Genomic DNA, 18,112 nt, shown 5'->3' with positions numbered 1-18,112 from the left:
GTTTTCACATATCTGTTTCTTTTTTCAGTTCCTCAAGCCGTAATTGTCCGTTGCTCTCTTTTTTATAGGTGATTTGCACCGCCGTATGTTCAGGCAGAGACTGACATTCAAACCGCTTAGCGAAAGGCACCTTCACCTCTTGCCTTTCTCCGTCAATTTCGACCGCGATCGTATCGTTTCCGGCCGCTTTTATAAATGTTCCTTCCTGAGTAAATGACGGCGCCGCATCAGCCTCCGCGGTATACTCGCAGCCTGATAACAGCCATGCGGTGAAGATCAGAAGTATGACAGACTTCACACAGATCACCTCACGTTTTCTCATTCGGCTTTATCTTTTAACAGAATGGCCGATTTGTAAAGGGAGCCTCCATTCCTCCAGCGCTTTTCCATATTTGGAATGAAGGCTATCTGACCTGCTGTTTACCTGAACTTAGAAAGAAAACAAGCTGATCAGTCTATGAAAAAGGTTCTGTCTGAAGGCTGAATATGCAGAATTTAACGGAAACGGACGACTTTCTGTTCATTTTGAAAAAATATCAGATCGGCAAAAAAAGAGAGCCGCGTCATGCGCTCTCCCGAATAGAAACATTCATATTTATTTTGAGCTTTTCATAAAATGAACGGGACAACTTAAAAGAGCAGCGTATTGGCGGCAATGATGAGAATAATCACTCCGCTCAGCACCGTGCTGAACTGTCCGACGTGAAAAGAACCGATGCGCAATGACGCGGCTTTTTTTCCAAGCGAGCAGCCGATCCATATGGTCAAAAAGCTTCCGACCGCCGCAGTGATGGAAATGGCAGCGGGAGAAAGCCCGATCAACCCCGCGCTTAATCCGTTGGTCAGCGCATTTGCGGATACGGCCACCCCGAGAACCATGGATTCCAATATACCGATTTCTCCCGAACCGTCGGCATCCGCTGCCTCCGGATTTTGCAGCAGACCGGCAAAACGGCCTTTTTTTCCTGACGCGCCAACACGCGCTGTTTTTCTCGGCACAGCCAGCAGAATGATGCGGATACCGATGACAGATAAAATAAACGCCGCCAGCAATACAGGAAGAAAGCCCGGTAAAACGGCTGAAATCCATTTGCCGAAATAAATTCCGATATAACTGAATACAAAACAGATAAAAGCGATCATCATATTTGACGCATGCGATATTTTGATTTTTCTGATGCCGTATGACATCCCCACTCCTAAATTATCAATGCTCGAGGACACTGCCAAACCTAAAATCAATAACCAAGCCATGTTCGTTTCTCTCCATTCTTTGATGTCTTTTCAACATGTTGTGCCGTTGAATCTACACTATCCTATTCAGCAGCACAGAAAAGGTACCTTTTCTGCAAAAATTATTGATTAATGATCATCATTCCGGCGGAAACGAGGTGACACCCTTGACAGAAAATAAAAATACGACACTGGGGCCCCTTTTAAAATCACTGCTTGATAAGCACTCGCTCTCCATGAGAAAACTCGGCGCCTTAACAAACATTGATACGGCCACCATCTCCCGGATTATAAACGGCAAGCAGAAGGCCAATTTAAAGCATCTTCAGGAATTTTCAAAACATCTCCGCACCCCGCTGGAGGAATTGCTTGAGGCGTCAGGCATAGACATCGGCCATGAAAAAGAAGCTGCACCGCAAGACCCGATGCATGCGATTCAGGATATGCTGAATATGGCCGAGATGTTTGATCAGCCTTTTTCCCGGGAGCAAATTGAGCGCGAACTGACCAGATATGAACAATATGCCAAAACCCAGCAGGGCCATCGCCTGATTTGCGATGAGTTTCAAAAGAAAATGGACAATGAAGAAAGCGTCGGCCCTTTTATTGATCATTTGAAAAACATGCATCATCAGTATATGGATGAATCAACACCGGCTGAAGACCGCGCGATTCTCGGGAGCGCGCTGCTGTATTATATTTTAGCGACCGACGTCATTCCGGATTACATGTTTCCGATCGGCTACCTGGATGACGCCATCGCCGTTCAAATCGCTTTGAACCGGCTGAAAAAAAAGTAAAGGCGCTTAAAGAAGCGCCCTTTTTGTGTTGAAAAATATGAAACACCGCATTACGGTTTTGTCAAAACAGAGACAGCTGTCATATGATACATCAACCTAACAAAAAGGAGGGTGTCTTCTATGGACAGCAACACAGTTGTGGCAGTATGCGCTCTGTTAAGTGTTGTGATTCAGATCGGAACGATATTCGCCGCAGGAAAGTGGACAAAAGAATAAACAAATTGACGATTTTTTCGCACAAGCGTATGCTTATAAATAACCTTGTAAAAGATAAGAAAGAAGATATGTATATGAAAAAAATCATTCTCCTCTTCGCCGCCGCTGTCATATTCAGCTCGATCGGCCATCAAATTTCAGGAGGATATAAAGATCCTGAAAAGGAACGGAGAAAACCGTTTCATTCGTTTAAATGGTTCAGCCGATCATAACCTCAGGAAGAAGAACAAGCAAAATAATTGCACACAATTAAAACATAAGCTAGAATACGGACGAGTTAAACTCCTAAGGAAGAAGGCGAAATGATGAAGCAAACTTATAAACCGCTGTTTGAACCTTTTACGTTCGAAAGCGGCGTCACTATACCAAACCGTATTTCAGTCGCACCGATGACACACTATTCATCAAATGATGACGGAACGATTTCCGACCGTGAATTAAACTACATTACTCCCCGTTCAAAAGAAATGGGCATGGTCATTACGGCATGTGCAAACGTAACGCCGGACGGCAAAGCGTTTCCAGGCCAGCCCGGCATCTATGATGATTCTCACATTCCCGGCTTGAAAAAACTCGCTCAGGCGATCCAGTCTCAAGGAGCGAAAGCCGTTGTGCAGATTCACCACGGAGGATTGGAATGCCCTCCTGAACTCGTGCCAAACAACGACGTCGTCAGCCCGAGCGGCTCAGAAGAAGACGGGAGACAAACGTCCCGGGCTCTCACCGAACAAGAAATTGAGCACATCGTGAAAGCATTCGGCGAAGCGACACGCAGAGCGATTGAAGCCGGCTTTGACGGTGTTGAAATTCACGGGGCAAACGGGTACCTGATTCACCAATTTTATTCACCGAAAACAAACCGGCGCACAGACCGCTGGGGCGGAAGCGATGAAAAGCGCCTTGCGTTCCCGCTTGCAGTCGTTGACGCTGTCAAACAGGCAATTGATACACACGCTGAAAATCCATTCGTTCTCGGCTACCGCCTGTCACCGGAAGAGCCGGAAACACCGGGGCTTACAATGAAAGAAACATTCATGCTCGCCGACGCGCTTGCGGAAGAGAACTTGGATTATCTGCATATTTCACTGATGGATGTCAATTCCAAAGCCCGCCGCGGAGCGGATACTTCACGGACGCGGATGGATTTATTAAACGAACGCGTCGGCCATAAAGTGCCGCTGATGGCCGTCGGTTCCATCTATACCGCGGACGAAGCGCTTGCTGTATTAGAAAGCGGAATTCCGCTGGTGGCTCTGGGACGTGTCATTTTGATTAACCCCGAATGGGCGGTGCTGGTCAAAGAAGGCCGTGAACAGGAAATCGAAAAAGCCATTCAAGCATCTGAAATTGAGAAATACCGACTTCCTGAACCGTTATGGGAAATGATTCAGAATACAGGCGGCTGGGTGCCGTTTGAAAAGTAGACTAAAAAACTGCCGGATGTCCGGCAGTTTTTTTGATTCACAAGTTTTTACCGCTTTGTTTACTCCTATTTCTAACACACAGCGTACATATAGTAAATAGATTAATAGAAAGGAGACCGTATATGATGGCTGGTTTTCCTATTACGATTAACAGTCTTTCCGGAAACGGGGTTGTCAATGTCGGCGGTGCGTTTTCGATAAGTCCTTTAACCGTATCAAAAACCGTCTACGGCTCAGGTGGGGGAAATACGGGGATGGTCCTGCAAATGAATCAATCCAGCACATCTCAATCTTCAAGCTCACAATACTCTGATCAAAATGTAACGAAAACATTATGACATCCGTATTTCCCTCCCTTTCCGGCTGGCAGCAGCCGGATTCTTTTTGCCGTTTTGTTTAATCTTATTCCATATCACAGCGTACATATAGTTAGTAGACTGTGAGAGAAAGGAGAAAAAATAGAATGAGCGGTTGCCCGATTACGATAAACAACGTATCAGGAAACGGAGTTGTCAATGTTGGCGGCGCCATATCCATCAGTCCGCTGACTGCATCAAAAACCGTTTTCGGTGCCGGAGGGGGAAATATCGGCATTGTCATTCAAAACAATGCTGTAAGCCAGTCCAAAATGTTTGAACATCAATTTTCAGATCAGAATATTGTAAAGTCAATTTAAGGGCTGCCAAGCAGCCCTTTCAGCATAAATAAAGCAGGCACACTGATTTCCCGAAAACTTGATTTTAAACATCAGCGATCACCTTTCCATGTTTTGAATGATTTCAGTTAAAGATGAATAGAATGCAGATTGAAAGCATGGGTACTGAATCTCATTAAGGAAAGAAGGAATCGTGATGAAAAAACTTTGCCGGGAAGTTTGGATTGAAGTTGACCTTGATGCGATAAAAAAGAACGTACGGGCGATCCGCCGCCATATTCCGAATACGTCTAAAATTATGGCCGTCGTAAAAGCGAACGCTTATGGCCACGGCTCTGTGGAAGTAGCGCGGCAGGCACTGGAAAGCGGAGCGAGCGAGCTCGCTGTCGCCAGCGTCGAAGAGGGAATTGTGTTACGGAGAGCGGGAATTACGGCACCTATTCTTGTGCTCGGCTTCACAGCTCTCAGCTGTGTGAAAAAATCTGCCGTTTGGAACATAACATTATCAGCGTTTCAGGTCAGCTGGATCAAAAAAGCGAATCGGATATTGGAAAAAGAAGCAGATTCGAAACGGCTGTCCATTCATATCAATGTGGATACGGGAATGGGCCGGCTGGGTGTGCGTACGGAAGAAGATCTTTTAGCAGTGGTGAAAGCGCTCAAGTCGAGTACATATCTGTCATGGGATGGCATCTTTACACATTTTTCAACAGCGGATGAACCGGACACTGAGCTGACGATGCTGCAGCACGAAAAGTTTATCAGCTTTCTCCGCTTTTTAAAAAATCAAGACATTACGCTGCCTACCGTGCATATGTGCAATACAGCCGCCGCTATCGCATTCCCGGAATTCAGCGCCGACATGATCCGTTTAGGCATTGGGTTATATGGTTTATATCCGTCCGCCTCGATAAAGGAACTGAACCTCGTGGATCTCACACCCGCACTAAGTTTAAAGGCGCGTATCGCTTATGTGAAAGCCATGGTGACAGATCCCCGGACCGTCAGTTATGGCGCCACATATATCGCCGAACCGGGTGAAATCATCGCGACGATTCCGATCGGCTATGGTGACGGTTACTCCCGCGCCCTGTCCAACCGCGGGTTTATTCTTCACCGCGGTAGACGGGTGCCGGTGGCGGGGAGAGTGACAATGGATATGATCATGGTCAGTTTAGGTGAGAATGAGGGCAAACAAGGAGAAGAAGTCGTCATCTACGGTAAACAACAAGGAGCCGAGATTTCCGTTGATGAAATTGCCGAAATGCTCGGTACGATCAGCTACGAAGTCTTATCTGTGTTAAGCCGCCGCGTCCCCCGCTTTTATTTTAGAGACGGCAAAATCATTAAAATATCAGCTCCGGTATTATACGTGTAGACGGCATAGATCCCGCATTTATGTATAGAACAAGTACCGGCATGAATGATTTCCATTGTTTTCGCCAGCAAAATTTCAAAACGCCTTCTCTTCCGCGTTCATGCACGGAATAGAAGGCGCGAAAAAGACATCTAGCCAAAAGCTTGCGTTACGAAGCTTTATGCTCCAATCTCAGCTTGTCAGCAACCATCGCGATGAATTCCGAGTTGGTTGGCTTTGCTTTTGTCATGCTTACCGTATATCCGAACAGTGAAGAAATGGAATCGATATTTCCCCTGCTCCATGCGACTTCAATGGCGTGCCGGATGGCCCGTTCTACACGGCTTGCAGTCGTGTTGAATTTTTTGGCGATGTCGGGATAAAGGACTTTTGTGATGCTGCCGAGGAGTTCAATATCGTTATACACCATGGAAATGGCTTCACGCAAATAAAGATAGCCTTTGATATGGGCAGGCACACCGATCTCATGGATAATGCTTGTAATGCTGGCATCGAGATTTTTCCGCTTCGGCTCAGGCTGGCTGCGGATAATGCTGCTTTGCGCAGACGGCGCACGGTGTGTGACACTGCTGACATTTCCGCTTACCTGGCGAATATGGCCGACAAGGTTTTCCATATCAAACGGCTTCAGGATGAAATAGGACGCGCCTAAATCGACGGCTTTTTTCGTAACGTCTTCCTGACCGAATGCCGTCAGCATGATGACGTTCGGCTGCTTCTCGAGCTCTGATTCCCGCAGACGCTCCAAAACCGCAAGTCCGTCCAGATGCGGCATGATAATGTCTAAAACGAGCACATCTGGATTCTTATCTTTAAACAAAGAAAGACATTCCTGTCCGTTATAAGCAACGCCGATCACTTCCATATCATCCTGTCCCTCTATATATTCACTCAACAGGCTTACAAGCTCTCGATTATCATCAGCAACACAAACTTTAATTTTCTCCACGTTTCTTCCTCCCCCAATGTATTAACAGGACGCAACCCATTTGACTGCTACATGTTACATTCGACAAAACCACTACTTCCCCTTTTAAAAAATCCATATTTACCAATAATAGTGGTATATCTTTGTTTTTCTAGCATTTTCTAGGTTTTTCGACTAAAAATTAAGTTTGACAAATCAGGAAACGTGAATTTGTCGAAAAATCTTCATGTCTTATTTTACATGAATCCAGGAAAGAAGTGAAGAACGCATCACATAAAAAAACTGCCGGATCATCCGGCAGTCAGCTTGCTTTGTCTTTTCCGTAAACATCAACACCCGCTTCAGACAGCATCCATTCGATATGAACGCCGTAGCCGCTTGTCGGATCATTGACAAATACGTGGGTTACGGCTCCGACGACCTTTCCGTTCTGGATGATCGGGCTTCCGCTCATCCCCTGAACGATTCCGCCGGTTCTTTTCAGCAGTTTCGGATCTGTCACTTTCAACACCATTCCCTTTGTCGCCGGGAATTTTTGCGGCGTGGTGCTGACGATTTCAATATCAAATTTCTCTACTTTATCGTTTTCGATAACCGTCAGCATTTGCGCAGGTCCTTTTTTTACTTCATTTGACAAAGCAATCGGAAGCGCTTTGTCGGAAATGTTGTTTTTAATCGGCTGATGCAGTGTCCCGAAGATGCCGAACGGGCTGTTGCGGTTAATATCGCCGATCGTTTTCCGTTCTGACGAAAACCTTGCCAGTTTTTCGCCGGGATTGCCGCCTTTTCCTTTTTCAATTGATGTTACAGTTGAACGGACGATTTCTCCGTCTTCTACGACAATCGGTTTTTTTGTATCCATATCAGAGATGACGTGGCCCAATGCGCCGTATTTTTTTGTTTTCGGTTCAAAAAATGTCATGGTGCCGATGCCGGCTGCCGAATCGCGGATATAAAGGCCGATTCGATATTTCCCCTCGGCTTCGTCCTTTGTCGGAATCAGCTTTGTTTTGATTTTTTGCTTATCGCGTTTCACCAATAAATCCAAAGATTCACCGGTTTTGCCCGCTTTTTGAATAAACGGGGCGATGTCGCTCATTTTTTCAATTTTATGTCCGTTCATTTTAATAATGATGTCGCCAGATTCAATTCCCGCTTGTTCTCCCGGAGACTTTTTCCCATCCTTTGTCATCACTTGGTGAAAACCGACCACCAAAACACCGACTGAATGCAGTTTTACACCGATGGACTGTCCGCCCGGAATGACCTTCAATTCTGGAAGGACACGCACTTTTGTTTTTTTAATGGGAAATCCGGCAAGATCATATACTACTTCTGACCGGCCTTGTGTTTGCCCTGTTATGTTTGCATGGCCGTGCTCTTCTTTCAGCGTAAAGGCTTCTGATAATTCGCCCTTTTCAGCGCTTATTGATGCATTAACCGGAACGGCCTGTGTCTGGTTTTCAAAGACGCTCATTTCTGATGGTATCAGTAAATATTCTTTAAATGGCTTAAAAAAGCCTACACTTAGTAAAGAAACAAGGAGAATTACACCTATTGCTTTCCTCATGTTATCGTGCATTCATTCCTTCACTCTCCTCGCTCCTATCCCACACCACTTTCTTTTTCTGCTACATCTATACTTTTGCCTTCCTGCGCTTGATTTATAACCGGCATACGAAGAAAAACATTGGATACACTGTTAGAGAAATGGAACAAAAAAATAAGCTGCCTGTATCAGCAGCTTATCCTGTTGTTTTTACCTGTCCGGCCTGTTTTAAAAGCTCTTGTGCATGCCGTTTTGTCAGATCGGTCACTTCGACGCCCGCAATCATGCGGCCGATTTCCGCTACCTTGTCCTGTTTAGAAAGCGGCGTGACATGCGTTGTCGTCCGGCCGTCTTTGAATTCTTTTGCGATCAGAAGGTGCGTATCCGCCATAGCGGCAACCTGCGGCAGGTGTGTAATGCAGAGCACCTGTGAACCGGTCGATACTTTATGGATTTTTTCCGCGATGGCTTGGGCAACCCGCCCGCTTACACCGGTGTCCACTTCGTCAAAGATGATGGAGGTGACATCCTGCTGGGAAGAAAAAATACTTTTCATCGCCAGCATCACCCTTGAAAGCTCGCCTCCGGAAGCGACCTTTGACAGCGGTTTTAAAGGCTCACCGGTGTTTGTTGAAATTAAAAACTTCACAAGGTCAATCCCCTTTTGGGTAAGCTGCACGGGCTGCCCGTCAACAACCGGTGCTTCACTGGCTGACGGATCGGTTTTCACGAGAAATTCCGTATCAAACGTTGATTTGCCCATATACAGACTTTTTAATTCCTGATGAATCGCTTCCGCCAGTTTCTTAGCCCATGCTTTTCTGATTTTTGATAAATTGGCGGCTTCTACGGCCACATCTTTGCCGACCGACTCCAGTTCCTTCTTCAGCGCTTCAAGGTGGCTGTCGCGGTTCTCGATTTGATCGATTTCCTCTTCTATTTTGGAGCCGTATTCCAAAATGTCTTCTACCGTCGCTCCGTATTTGCGCTTCAGCTGTTTGATCTCATTTAAACGGGTTTCAATAAAATTCAGCCGTTCCGGGTCATATTCCAGATCATCTAACAGATTGCGCATCTGAAAGGTTGCATCCTCCAACAGATAATAGGAACTTGACACACTTTCTGACAGCTTTTGCAGCGGTTCATTGATATCCGAAATATCTTCAAGCTGGGCAGAGGCCATTCCGACCCAGTCAAGCCCCCCCTGTTCGCTGCGGAGCGCATTATAGGCGTTTTGCAATGATTCATAAATTTTTTCAAAGTTGGATATCTGCTTCCGCTCTTCCTGAAGAAGCTCGTCTTCATTCAATTCAAGCTTCGCCGACTCGATTTCTTCAAGCTGAAATTGAATCAGGTCTAGCCGATGCGCCATTTCCTGCTCGCTTTCTGACAGCTTCCTCACTTTTTTGAGCAGCTTCATATAACGCTCATAGCCTTCATGGTAAGCCTGAAGCGCGGATTCGGCCTCAGCGCCCGCAAACCTGTCCAACAGCTCTAAGTGTTTATCGTCCTCCATTAACAGCTGGTTATCATGCTGTCCGTGAATATCTAATAAAAGTCTGCCGATTTCCCTCAAAGCCGCAATCGTCACTAATTTTCCGTTGACACGGCAGACGCTTTTTCCTCCGGCATTAATGTCCCTTCTCATGACAATCATGTCGTCAGATGCGTCTATTCCCTGCTCACGGCATACTTCAAAAACGGGATGACCGCTGTCCAAAAGAAACAGTCCTTCAAGCTCGGCCTTTGTTTCACCGTAACGGACAAATTCAGACGAGCCGCGGCCGCCGACTAATAGGGAAACGGCGTCTATAATAATTGACTTGCCGGCCCCTGTTTCTCCCGTCAGGACGGTGAGCCCCCGCTCAAACGAAATCGTCAGTTCCTCTATAATGGCAAAGTTTTTTATTGATAGTTCAGCTAACAAACAGCATTCCACCTTTTATCTGATAATTACGCTACAGCAGCTCCAAAAGACGGCTTTGAACACCCTCCGTATCTTCAGGCGTCCTGCAGATGATTAAGATCGTGTCATCTCCGCAAATCGTGCCCATGATTTCTTCCCATTCGAGATTATCCATCAGAGCGCCGATTGCCTGAGCATTCCCCGGCATCGTTTTTAATACGATCATATGGCTTGCTGAGTCAATTTTTACGAACGCATCCATTAATGAACGCTTCAGTTTTGACAGCGGATTGAACCGCTGATCCGCCGGCAGGCTGTATTTGTAGGAGCCATTGTTTGTCGGCACCTTTACGAGATGCAGCTCTTTAATGTCTCTGGAGACAGTCGCCTGAGTTACCTTATATCCTTCTTCTCTCAGCATGTCAACTAAGTCATCCTGCGTTTCAATCTCATGGCTTGTAATAAGCTCTCTGATTTTTATATGCCTTTGGCCTTTTGTCATGTAAGCACCTCTGTTTTCAAGCTGTTCTTGTCATTATGTTAACCGCTTCTTGATAAAAAGTACATGATGGCAGAAAAAAGGAATAATAGCCCCCTATTATTCCGGTACATCTGTCTTTTTGGCTTTTAATGTCTCATGTGCTTCGCGGACGGTACGGAGAATGTCTTCTTCCGGCAGTTCAGCGCCGTTTCCGTCTTCTCCGCCCCATTCCAAATGAAGCAGAAACTCAATATTACCGTCTCCCCCTGTAATCGGTGAGAAGGACAGTCCTTTCACTGTATATCCTTCAGAAGCGGCAAATTGATTCATGCGGCGGAGAACGTCAGTATGAACGCCGGGATCTCTGACAATGCCTTTTTTTCCGACGGATTCCCGTCCGGCTTCAAATTGCGGCTTTACCAGTGCGATACAATCGCTCCCCGGTACAAGCAGCGTTTTTAAAACCGGGAGAATGAGGCGGAGTGAGATGAAAGAAACATCGATTGTCGCAAATTCCGGCAAACCCTCTGTGAAATCGGAAGGCTCGGAATAGCGGAAATTCGTCCGTTCCATGACGACGACCCTCTCGTCCTGTCTCAGCTTCCAGGCAAGCTGATTATAGCCGACATCCACTGCGTAGGATCGCTCGGCTCCGTTTTGGAGGGCACAATCCGTGAATCCCCCTGTAGACGAGCCGATGTCAATCATCGTTTTGCCTTTTACCGAGACGGGAAACACTTCCAGGGCTTTTTCAAGCTTTAATCCGCCTCTGCTGACGTATTTAAGAGGGTTTCCTTTTACCGTTAACGGAAGATCCCGGGCGATTTTTTCACCCGGTTTGTCCAATCGGTTTTCATTTGAGTATACGATGCCCGCCATAATGGCGCGTTTCGCTTTTTCCCGCGTTTCCGCAAGGCCTTTTTCTACAAGAAGTACATCTAATCGTTCTTTTTTTGCTGTCATGATCCAATTCCTTTATGTGTCTTCGGCGGCATCAGCAGTTTGATCCGGTTCATAACCTCAACCTTCGTGAGACCGATTTCTTCAAGCAGGGCGGTTACGCTGCCGTGTTCAATAAACCGGTCTGGGATGCCCATTCTGTCAATCGGTGTATGATACATGCCGAGGTCATGAGCGTATTCAAGAATCGTGCTGCCGAATCCGCCTTCAAGCACGGCTTCTTCTATCGTTAAAATCGGCAGACCTTCATTAAGAATGGCCTTCATCATTTGTTTATCAATCGGTTTTATAAACCGCGCATTCACGACACGCACGGACAAGCCTTCTTTTTGCAGTTCTTCAGCCGCTTCCAGCGCCATTTCAATGGTCGTACCGAATGTTAAAATGACCGCGTCTTTTCCGGGACGGAGCACTTCCCATGTTCCGATCGGAATGGTTTTCAGCTCTTTATCCATCTTTACGCCGAGCCCGTTCCCGCGCGGGAAGCGCATCGCGATCGGACCCTCCTCATAATTAAGGGCTGTATTGACCATATGGCGGCCTTCATTTTCATCCTTCGGCATCATTAAAACGAGGTTTGGTATATGCCGCAAAAAGGCGATGTCAAAGACGCCTTGATGCGTCTCCCCGTCAGCGCCGACCAAACCGGCGCGGTCAATGCCGATAAATACATTCGCGTTTTGACGGCAGATGTCATGGACGACCTGATCGTACGCCCGCTGCAAAAAGGTCGAATAAATCGCAAGAAACGGCTTCATGCCTTGGAGCGCCATTCCAGCCGCCATCGTCGCCGCATGCTGTTCTGCGATTCCGACATCAAACATGCGTTCAGGGAATTCTTTCGCAAACCCTTCCAGTTTGGAGCCGACCGGCATGGCCGGTGTAATGGCGACAATTCTGTCATCCTCGCGCGCCAGCTCCTGCACGGTGCCGCTGACAAGTCCGCTCCATGAAGGCGCCGCGGCTTTCGGCTTGACGAAATCACCCGTATTGATTTTATAAGGACCCGTTCCGTGCCATGTGCCGATTGTGTCGGTCTCAGCCGGTTTATAGCCTTTGCCCTTTTTCGTAATGACATGTAAAAGAACAGGGCCTTTCGTTTTTTTGGCGTATTGCAGGTTTTCAAACAGTTCGTGGTAGGAATGACCGTCAACCGGGCCTAAATACGTAAAGCCCAGCTCTTCAAAAAACATGCCTGACACAAGCATATATTTCAAACTGTCTTTTATCCGTTCAGCTGTGGCGGCCAATTTTCCGCCGACGGCCGGGATGCGCTTAAATAAATATTCAAGCTCGTCTTTTACCCATTGATATTTGCCGGCCGTGCGAAGCCGTCCAAGCATAGAATGAATCGCCCCGACATTCGGCGCAATGCTCATCTCATTATCATTCAGGATGACGATCATGTCTTTCTTCTCATCACCGATATGGTTCAGCGCTTCAAGCGCCATTCCTCCGGTTAAAGCGCCGTCTCCGATAATCGGGATGATATATTCTTTCGATCCTTTAATATCACGGGCGGCAGCCATTCCCATCGCGCCTGAGAGCGAGGTTGAGCTGTGGCCTGTTTCCCATACGTCATGTTCGCTTTCGCTGCGTTTCGGGAAACCGCAAAGCCCTTTATATTGGCGCAAGGTTTCAAACTCCTTGCCGCGTCCGGTTAACAGTTTATGAACATAGGACTGATGTCCGACATCCCATAAAAATTTATCTTTCGGACTGTCAAATTCTTTGTGAAGCGCAATTGTCAGCTCGACAACCCCGAGGTTCGGCCCGATATGGCCGCCAGAGGCAGACAGCGATGTGATGAGGAAATTGCGGATCTCCTCACTCAGCTCTTCCAGCTGTTCAATTGACATCTTCTTAAGAAATGACGGGTCCTGTATTGATAAAAGATCCAAAGCGGATCAACTCACTTTCAGCATGAATTTCTGCAAATTAAACAGTGTCTTTTTGAAAAAAGAAAAAGACTCCCTTTGTATTTTCATCGAAACTGCTTACATTTTACCATAGGAGCGGCAGCCCCTTCAAATCAGGACCGTTTTTAATGATCTCTCGCCGCGATTAAATCACAGAGGTCATGCAGCAATTCTTTCTGAAGAGAAAGGCCGCTGATGATCTGTTTCGCCTCGCTGATATGATACGCAAGCTTTTCTTTCGCACCTTCAAGCGTTAAAAGCGACGGATACGTTGATTTTTCATTCGACGTATCTGAGCCGACCGGTTTGCCGATCCTCTCCTCATGCCCTTCAATATCAAGGATGTCGTCTCTGATTTGAAATCCGATGCCGATATGGCTGCTGAACAAACGGAGCTTTTCGACTTCATCCTCCGGCGCATCTGCCAAAATGGCGCCCGCCGTCACGGAAAAACCGAGGAGCTTGGCCGTTTTCCGCTCGTGGATGGATTCCAGCTCCTCAAGCGTTATCCGCTTTTGCTCCGCTTCCATGTCGGCAGCCTGTCCGCCGACCATTCCTTCCGTTCCCGCCGCGCTGATCAGCTCATCGACGAGACGGAGCCGTTTTTCTGCTGAAACCGCCTCAGACACATGAGATGTGATCAATTTAAAGCTTTCTGTCAGAAGCCCGTCTCCGGCTAATACGGCTGCCGCTTCACCGAAGACTTTATGGTTTGTGGGCTTTCCCCGGCGCAGATCATCATCGTCCATGCAAGGCAGATCATCATGGATTAAAGAATACGTATGAATCATTTCGACAGCGCATCCGACCGGAATCCCGTCTTTTTCATCTTTTCCGTAAGCATTCAGAACGGCTAAGACGACGAGGGGGCGCAGCCTCTTTCCGCCCGCTTCCAAAGAATACAGCATAGATTTTTTAAGGGTTTCCGGCATCGCAAGCCGTTCTGTATACAAAGAAAGCTGCTGTTCAATCAGTTGTTTGCGCGATGCTAAAAATGCGTCCAGTTTATTTGTCACCTTCGTCTTCCTCCTGAACGCTGAAAGGTGCAAGTTCGCCGTTATCTTTTAAAATAAAGTCCATTTGCTTTTCGACATGCTGAAGCTTTTCATGGCACATTTTTGAAAGGGTCATCCCTTCCTGAAAATAATTAATCGCCTGCTCCAGCGGCACATCTCCTTCTTCAAGCTTTGCCACAATGCCTTCAAGGCCTTTCATCGCCTCTTCAAAAGTCAGCTCTTCACTTTTTTTGGTTTCTGTCATTATCGTTCGCCTCTCTTTTGCAATACTTCACACGTCAGAACGCCGTCTGTCATCTTTACTTCAAGCGTATCATTTTGTTCCACTTGATCAACGCTTTTGATCAGCTCTTTGTCTTTATAGGCCAGACTGTATCCTCTCTCCATCACCTGAAGGGGACTTAATGCATTCAGTTTACCAAGAACCGTCTGAAACTGCGAATGAAGCTGCTTCAGCTGGACATTCATGCTTCGGGCGAGCTGATTTGAGCGCTCCTCGTACCGTTTTTTCGCCTGTTTCAGCTGGGTTTCAGGGTGGAGCGCCGTTAATCTGTACGTATTCCGCTCCAGCTGCCTTTGTTTCCTGTCCGTAAGCCCTGTGAGCTGTGATTGGAACTGCTGATACAAAAGGTCAAACTGCTGTTCTTTTTGGGTATACAATCGTTTCGGAAAACGGAACGCGTAGGATGACTGGAGCGATTGAACCCGTTCTTTTTTCTTGTTGATATGCTGCTGCATCGCTCTTGTCAGGCGGACTTCCGCCGTTTTTGTCCGTTCCATTAAGTCCGTCGTGTGGGGAACGGCAATTTCTGCCGCTCCTGTCGGGGTTGCCGCCCGGATATCCGCGACGAAATCACTGATTGTAAAATCTGTTTCATGTCCGACGGCTGATATAATCGGAATGGCGGAAGCAAAAATCGCCCGGGCCACGATTTCTTCGTTAAATGCCCACAATTCTTCGATCGAGCCCCCTCCCCTTCCGACGATCAGGACGTCACACATTTTTTGTGCATTGGCTTCTTCAATGCGCTTCACAATCGATCTGCTGGCATTTTCACCTTGAACGAGCGCGGGAAGCACAATGACTTTCACAAGGGGGTATCTTCTTTTGAGTGTGGTAATGACGTCTCTGACGGCTGCTCCCGTCGGTGACGTGACGACCCCGATCGTGGCCGGAAAAGCGGGGATGGCCTGCTTATGCCGGTCATCAAACAACCCTTCGCCGGCAAGTTTTTTCTTTAATTCTTCATAGGCTAAGTAGAGCGCCCCCACACCGTCCGGCTGCATTTCTTTCGCGTACAGCTGATAGCTTCCGCTCGGTTCATAGACGGAGATGCCGCCTCTTACGATGACCTTCATTCCGTCTTCTGGCTTAAACGCAAGCCTCGAACTTTGCCTCTGAAACATGACGGCCTGCATGCGGGCATGCTCATCTTTTAATGTAAAATAGATGTGGCCTCTCGTATGAATTTTAACATTGGAGAGCTCACCCTTAATCCAAATGTCTTCAAGATGAGGGTCCACATCGAATTTTCTTTTAATGTATTTGGTCAGCGCGGAAACCGTGACATATGCCGCTTCACTCACATCCTGCACTCCTTTCATAAAGGCTTTTTGCCCTAAACTAAGAAAACCCGCTCTGGCTGAAAGGAGCCTTAAGAAGCGGGTATCGTGCTCATTGTCACACTTTTTGTGACTGTCTCCGGTTATCTATGATAACGTACGTCTGGCAGATTTAACAGTATTATGCGCAAGCATTGTGATGGTCATCGGACCTACTCCGCCCGGCACCGGCGTAATGAAAGATGCTTTTTCTTTCGCTTCATCAAACTGAACGTCTCCGCAGAGTTTTCCGCTTTCGAGACGGTTGACGCCGACATCAATGACAATGGCGCCCTCTTTGATTTGATCAGCTTTGATGAAGTTCGCTTTACCGACCGCTACCACAAGAATATCTGCTTTTTTCGTATGCTCAGACATATTTTTCGTGCGGGAATGGCAATATGTGACGGTCGCGTTTTCGTTCAGCAGCAGCTGGCCGACCGGTTTACCGACAATATTGCTTCGTCCGACTACAACAACTTCTTTGCCGGAAAGATCTACGTTCGTCTTTTTCAATAACTCGACAATTCCGTGCGGCGTGCATGGAAGAAATGTATCTTCGCCAAGCAGCATTTTCCCGACGTTGAGAGGGTGGAAACCGTCAACATCCTTATCAGGGGAGATCCGCTCGATTACGGCTTTTTCAGAAATATGATCCGGGAGCGGCAGCTGGACGAGAATGCCGTGGAATTCCGGATTTTGATTATACTGATCAATCACTGTTAAAAGCTCCGCCTCGGTTAAGCTTGAGTCAAAGCGGTCAAGCTTAAATTTCATTCCCATTGTTTCAGCGGCTTTTTTCTTGCCTGTCACATATGAAACAGAAGCGGGATCGTCTCCGATTAAAATGACCGCCAATCCAGGCACTACGCCTTGTGCTTTCAGCTCTTCTACTTCTTTTGCCAATTGTTCGCGTTTTTCTTTAGCCGTTTCTTTTCCGTCGATGATTGTTGCAGTCATTTTCTTTCCTCCTATGATTCGATATCAGTTTTAATGTTAGAAAGAACCCCGTTTACGAATTTTGCAGCTTTATCGTCGCCGAACCGTTTTGCCAGCTCGATTGCTTCGTTTAATGACACGTTAGCAGGAATGTCGTCAGAATAAACCATTTCATACACCGCCAGACGCAGGATCGCGCGGTCTACGTTTGCAATCCGGTCAAGCTTCCAATTGACGAGATGGCCGGAAATCATTTCATCAAGCTGAACCTGATGTTCGATCACTCCGTACACCAGCTGTTCAAAGAAGGCATCTGTTTTTTCACCATCAAGCGCGTGCTCAATGGCATCGTTCGGTGCAATATCGCTGACATCAATCTGAAAAAGTGCCTGCAAAGCTTTTTCTCTAGCTGTTCTTCTTTTCATTTTCTTTCTCCTTCAGATCCGCTTTATCCGCTTGTCGTTAAGCTTAAAGAGATCATAACATATTTTTTTCTCAATCGCATGTCGAAATTTAGGTTTTTTCACCCTAATGCCGAATATTTTCACAAACCGTATTAATTTCATTCGGATTTCACAGCATGAAGAAACTCGGCTGCCGTTTGTAAGCCGGCTTTCTTCATGCCTGAAATGACGGGAAACGTATAAAAAACCAAAGGGCTGCCCATCCCCTTGGTTTTTATACGCTCATTACATTTCTTCGTCGATTTCGACTTCTTGGGCTTTCGTGTCAAATTGAATGCCGACGATATGAATATTGATTTCATTAATGGTCAGAGACGTCATGTTTAATAAGGTTTGGCGGATATTCTCCTGAACGCTTGCCGCCACTTTCGGGATCGAGATCCCGAATTGAACGACGCAATAGACGTCGATGGTAATCCCGTCATCGGCTAAATCGACCTTTACGCCTTTGCCGTGATTGATTTTGCCGAAGCGTTCTACGACGCCCGTGGCAAAATTGCCGCGCATTTCAGCAACTCCTTCAACTTCGGAAGCGGCGATGCCGGCAATGACTTCAATGACCTCAGGAGCAATTTCAACCTTGCCTAAATGAGCCTCATCATGATCCATTTTAAGCACACTGTTGTCTTCCATTCAATTCAC

Annotated in this window: 20 protein-coding genes; 6 read left to right on the top strand and 14 right to left on the bottom strand. The window is 46.9% G+C overall.

Annotation, left to right across the window (positions count from 1 at the left end):
* Positions 1-4: 4 nt before the first annotated feature.
* Both SB24_RS17485 and ytaF read right to left on the bottom strand, forming a co-directional pair.
* The gene (locus SB24_RS17485) at positions 5-322 is read right to left on the bottom strand and encodes a hypothetical protein (RefSeq protein ID WP_014721488.1); all 318 of its coding nucleotides are present in this window, start codon (positions 320-322) and stop codon (positions 5-7) included.
* A 308-nt stretch (positions 323-630) separates the two neighbouring features.
* Complete coding sequence (gene ytaF / locus SB24_RS17480; RefSeq protein ID WP_007408366.1) at positions 631-1,254, bottom strand: sporulation membrane protein YtaF; 624 nt, start codon at positions 1,252-1,254, stop codon at positions 631-633.
* 146 nt (positions 1,255-1,400) lie between these two features.
* On the opposite strand from ytaF, the gene SB24_RS17475 reads away from it, so the two are divergent.
* The 6 genes from SB24_RS17475 to alr all read left to right on the top strand — a co-directional run bounded on the left by SB24_RS17475 (position 1,401) and on the right by alr (position 5,706).
* A complete protein-coding gene (locus SB24_RS17475; protein WP_007408365.1) occupies positions 1,401-2,033 on the top strand; it encodes a helix-turn-helix domain-containing protein in 633 nt (210 codons plus the stop codon).
* A 290-nt stretch (positions 2,034-2,323) separates the two neighbouring features.
* Positions 2,324-2,461, top strand: a complete 138-nt coding sequence (locus SB24_RS20270; protein ID WP_014470646.1) for a hypothetical protein — start codon at positions 2,324-2,326, stop codon at positions 2,459-2,461.
* Between the two features lie 93 nt (positions 2,462-2,554).
* Positions 2,555-3,673: an NADH-dependent flavin oxidoreductase gene (locus tag SB24_RS17465; protein ID WP_031378952.1), complete on the top strand. Its 1,119-nt coding sequence runs from the start codon at positions 2,555-2,557 to the stop codon at positions 3,671-3,673.
* Between the two features lie 125 nt (positions 3,674-3,798).
* The gene (locus tag SB24_RS17460; RefSeq protein ID WP_007408362.1) at positions 3,799-4,011 is read left to right on the top strand and encodes a spore germination protein; all 213 of its coding nucleotides are present in this window, start codon (positions 3,799-3,801) and stop codon (positions 4,009-4,011) included.
* 125 nt (positions 4,012-4,136) lie between these two features.
* A complete protein-coding gene (locus SB24_RS17455) occupies positions 4,137-4,349 on the top strand; it encodes a spore germination protein (RefSeq protein ID WP_003153181.1) in 213 nt (70 codons plus the stop codon).
* 175 nt (positions 4,350-4,524) lie between these two features.
* A complete protein-coding gene (alr, locus tag SB24_RS17450; protein ID WP_012117960.1) occupies positions 4,525-5,706 on the top strand; it encodes an alanine racemase in 1,182 nt (393 codons plus the stop codon).
* Between the two features lie 148 nt (positions 5,707-5,854).
* Here the strand turns inward: alr and spo0A are convergent, their stop codons facing one another.
* The 12 genes from spo0A to SB24_RS17390 form a co-directional block, all read right to left on the bottom strand.
* Positions 5,855-6,655 carry a sporulation transcription factor Spo0A gene (spo0A, locus tag SB24_RS17445; protein WP_003153177.1) on the bottom strand — a complete coding sequence of 267 codons (801 nt, stop codon included), beginning with the start codon at positions 6,653-6,655 and terminating at the stop codon, positions 5,855-5,857.
* Positions 6,656-6,935: 280 nt separating this feature from the next.
* Entirely contained in the window at positions 6,936-8,216 is a 1,281-nt protein-coding gene (gene spoIVB, locus SB24_RS17440) for a SpoIVB peptidase (RefSeq protein WP_007408360.1), read from the bottom strand.
* Positions 8,217-8,379: 163 nt separating this feature from the next.
* Complete coding sequence (gene recN, locus SB24_RS17435) at positions 8,380-10,110, bottom strand: DNA repair protein RecN (protein WP_039254521.1); 1,731 nt, start codon at positions 10,108-10,110, stop codon at positions 8,380-8,382.
* Positions 10,111-10,141: 31 nt separating this feature from the next.
* Positions 10,142-10,591, bottom strand: a complete 450-nt coding sequence (gene ahrC / locus SB24_RS17430; protein ID WP_003153173.1) for a transcriptional regulator AhrC/ArgR — start codon at positions 10,589-10,591, stop codon at positions 10,142-10,144.
* A gap of 96 nt (positions 10,592-10,687) precedes the next feature.
* The gene (locus SB24_RS17425) at positions 10,688-11,533 is read right to left on the bottom strand and encodes a TlyA family RNA methyltransferase (protein WP_007612503.1); all 846 of its coding nucleotides are present in this window, start codon (positions 11,531-11,533) and stop codon (positions 10,688-10,690) included.
* A complete protein-coding gene (dxs, locus tag SB24_RS17420; RefSeq protein ID WP_032870616.1) occupies positions 11,530-13,431 on the bottom strand; it encodes a 1-deoxy-D-xylulose-5-phosphate synthase in 1,902 nt (633 codons plus the stop codon). The genes SB24_RS17425 and dxs overlap by 4 nt, the downstream gene beginning before the upstream one ends.
* Before the next feature lie 143 nt (positions 13,432-13,574).
* Positions 13,575-14,465: a polyprenyl synthetase family protein gene (locus SB24_RS17415; RefSeq protein WP_007408353.1), complete on the bottom strand. Its 891-nt coding sequence runs from the start codon at positions 14,463-14,465 to the stop codon at positions 13,575-13,577.
* On the bottom strand, positions 14,455-14,709 hold the full coding sequence (locus tag SB24_RS17410; RefSeq protein WP_039254516.1) for an exodeoxyribonuclease VII small subunit: 255 nt from the start codon (positions 14,707-14,709) through the stop codon (positions 14,455-14,457). The genes SB24_RS17415 and SB24_RS17410 overlap by 11 nt, the downstream gene beginning before the upstream one ends.
* Positions 14,709-16,052 carry an exodeoxyribonuclease VII large subunit gene (gene xseA, locus SB24_RS17405; RefSeq protein WP_039254514.1) on the bottom strand — a complete coding sequence of 448 codons (1,344 nt, stop codon included), beginning with the start codon at positions 16,050-16,052 and terminating at the stop codon, positions 14,709-14,711. The genes SB24_RS17410 and xseA overlap by 1 nt, the downstream gene beginning before the upstream one ends.
* Positions 16,053-16,175: 123 nt before the next feature.
* Positions 16,176-17,027: a bifunctional methylenetetrahydrofolate dehydrogenase/methenyltetrahydrofolate cyclohydrolase FolD gene (gene folD / locus SB24_RS17400; protein ID WP_007408350.1), complete on the bottom strand. Its 852-nt coding sequence runs from the start codon at positions 17,025-17,027 to the stop codon at positions 16,176-16,178.
* Positions 17,028-17,038: 11 nt separating this feature from the next.
* The gene (gene nusB, locus SB24_RS17395) at positions 17,039-17,431 is read right to left on the bottom strand and encodes a transcription antitermination factor NusB (protein WP_007408349.1); all 393 of its coding nucleotides are present in this window, start codon (positions 17,429-17,431) and stop codon (positions 17,039-17,041) included.
* Positions 17,432-17,695: 264 nt separating this feature from the next.
* Positions 17,696-18,103 carry an Asp23/Gls24 family envelope stress response protein gene (locus tag SB24_RS17390; protein ID WP_003153156.1) on the bottom strand — a complete coding sequence of 136 codons (408 nt, stop codon included), beginning with the start codon at positions 18,101-18,103 and terminating at the stop codon, positions 17,696-17,698.
* Positions 18,104-18,112: the final 9 nt, after the last annotated feature.

The organism is Bacillus sp. Pc3 (assembly GCF_000815145.1).
Classification (GTDB): Bacteria; Bacillota; Bacilli; order Bacillales; family Bacillaceae; genus Bacillus; species Bacillus velezensis.
The sequence above is the reverse complement of the archived record's forward strand: the minus strand, read 5'-3'. Positions and strand labels throughout refer to the sequence as shown.

Excerpts from the sequence above, each read along its gene's own strand:
- SB24_RS20270 (WP_014470646.1), top strand. The coding sequence starts at position 2,324 with ATGAAAAAAATCATTCTCCTCTTCGCCGCCGCTGTCATATTCAGCTCG.
- ahrC (WP_003153173.1), bottom strand. The coding sequence starts at position 10,591 with ATGACAAAAGGCCAAAGGCATATAAAAATCAGAGAGCTTATTACAAGC.
- spoIVB (WP_007408360.1), bottom strand. The coding sequence starts at position 8,216 with ATGCACGATAACATGAGGAAAGCAATAGGTGTAATTCTCCTTGTTTCT.
- SB24_RS17485 (WP_014721488.1), bottom strand. The coding sequence starts at position 322 with ATGAGAAAACGTGAGGTGATCTGTGTGAAGTCTGTCATACTTCTGATC.
- SB24_RS17390 (WP_003153156.1), bottom strand. The coding sequence starts at position 18,103 with ATGGAAGACAACAGTGTGCTTAAAATGGATCATGATGAGGCTCATTTA.
- nusB (WP_007408349.1), bottom strand. The coding sequence starts at position 17,431 with ATGAAAAGAAGAACAGCTAGAGAAAAAGCTTTGCAGGCACTTTTTCAG.
- alr (WP_012117960.1), top strand. The coding sequence starts at position 4,525 with ATGAAAAAACTTTGCCGGGAAGTTTGGATTGAAGTTGACCTTGATGCG.
- SB24_RS17425 (WP_007612503.1), bottom strand. The coding sequence starts at position 11,533 with ATGACAGCAAAAAAAGAACGATTAGATGTACTTCTTGTAGAAAAAGGC.
- SB24_RS17410 (WP_039254516.1), bottom strand. The coding sequence starts at position 14,709 with ATGACAGAAACCAAAAAAAGTGAAGAGCTGACTTTTGAAGAGGCGATG.
- SB24_RS17465 (WP_031378952.1), top strand. The coding sequence starts at position 2,555 with ATGAAGCAAACTTATAAACCGCTGTTTGAACCTTTTACGTTCGAAAGC.
- SB24_RS17455 (WP_003153181.1), top strand. The coding sequence starts at position 4,137 with ATGAGCGGTTGCCCGATTACGATAAACAACGTATCAGGAAACGGAGTT.
- SB24_RS17460 (WP_007408362.1), top strand. The coding sequence starts at position 3,799 with ATGGCTGGTTTTCCTATTACGATTAACAGTCTTTCCGGAAACGGGGTT.
- ytaF (WP_007408366.1), bottom strand. The coding sequence starts at position 1,254 with ATGGCTTGGTTATTGATTTTAGGTTTGGCAGTGTCCTCGAGCATTGAT.
- folD (WP_007408350.1), bottom strand. The coding sequence starts at position 17,027 with ATGACTGCAACAATCATCGACGGAAAAGAAACGGCTAAAGAAAAACGC.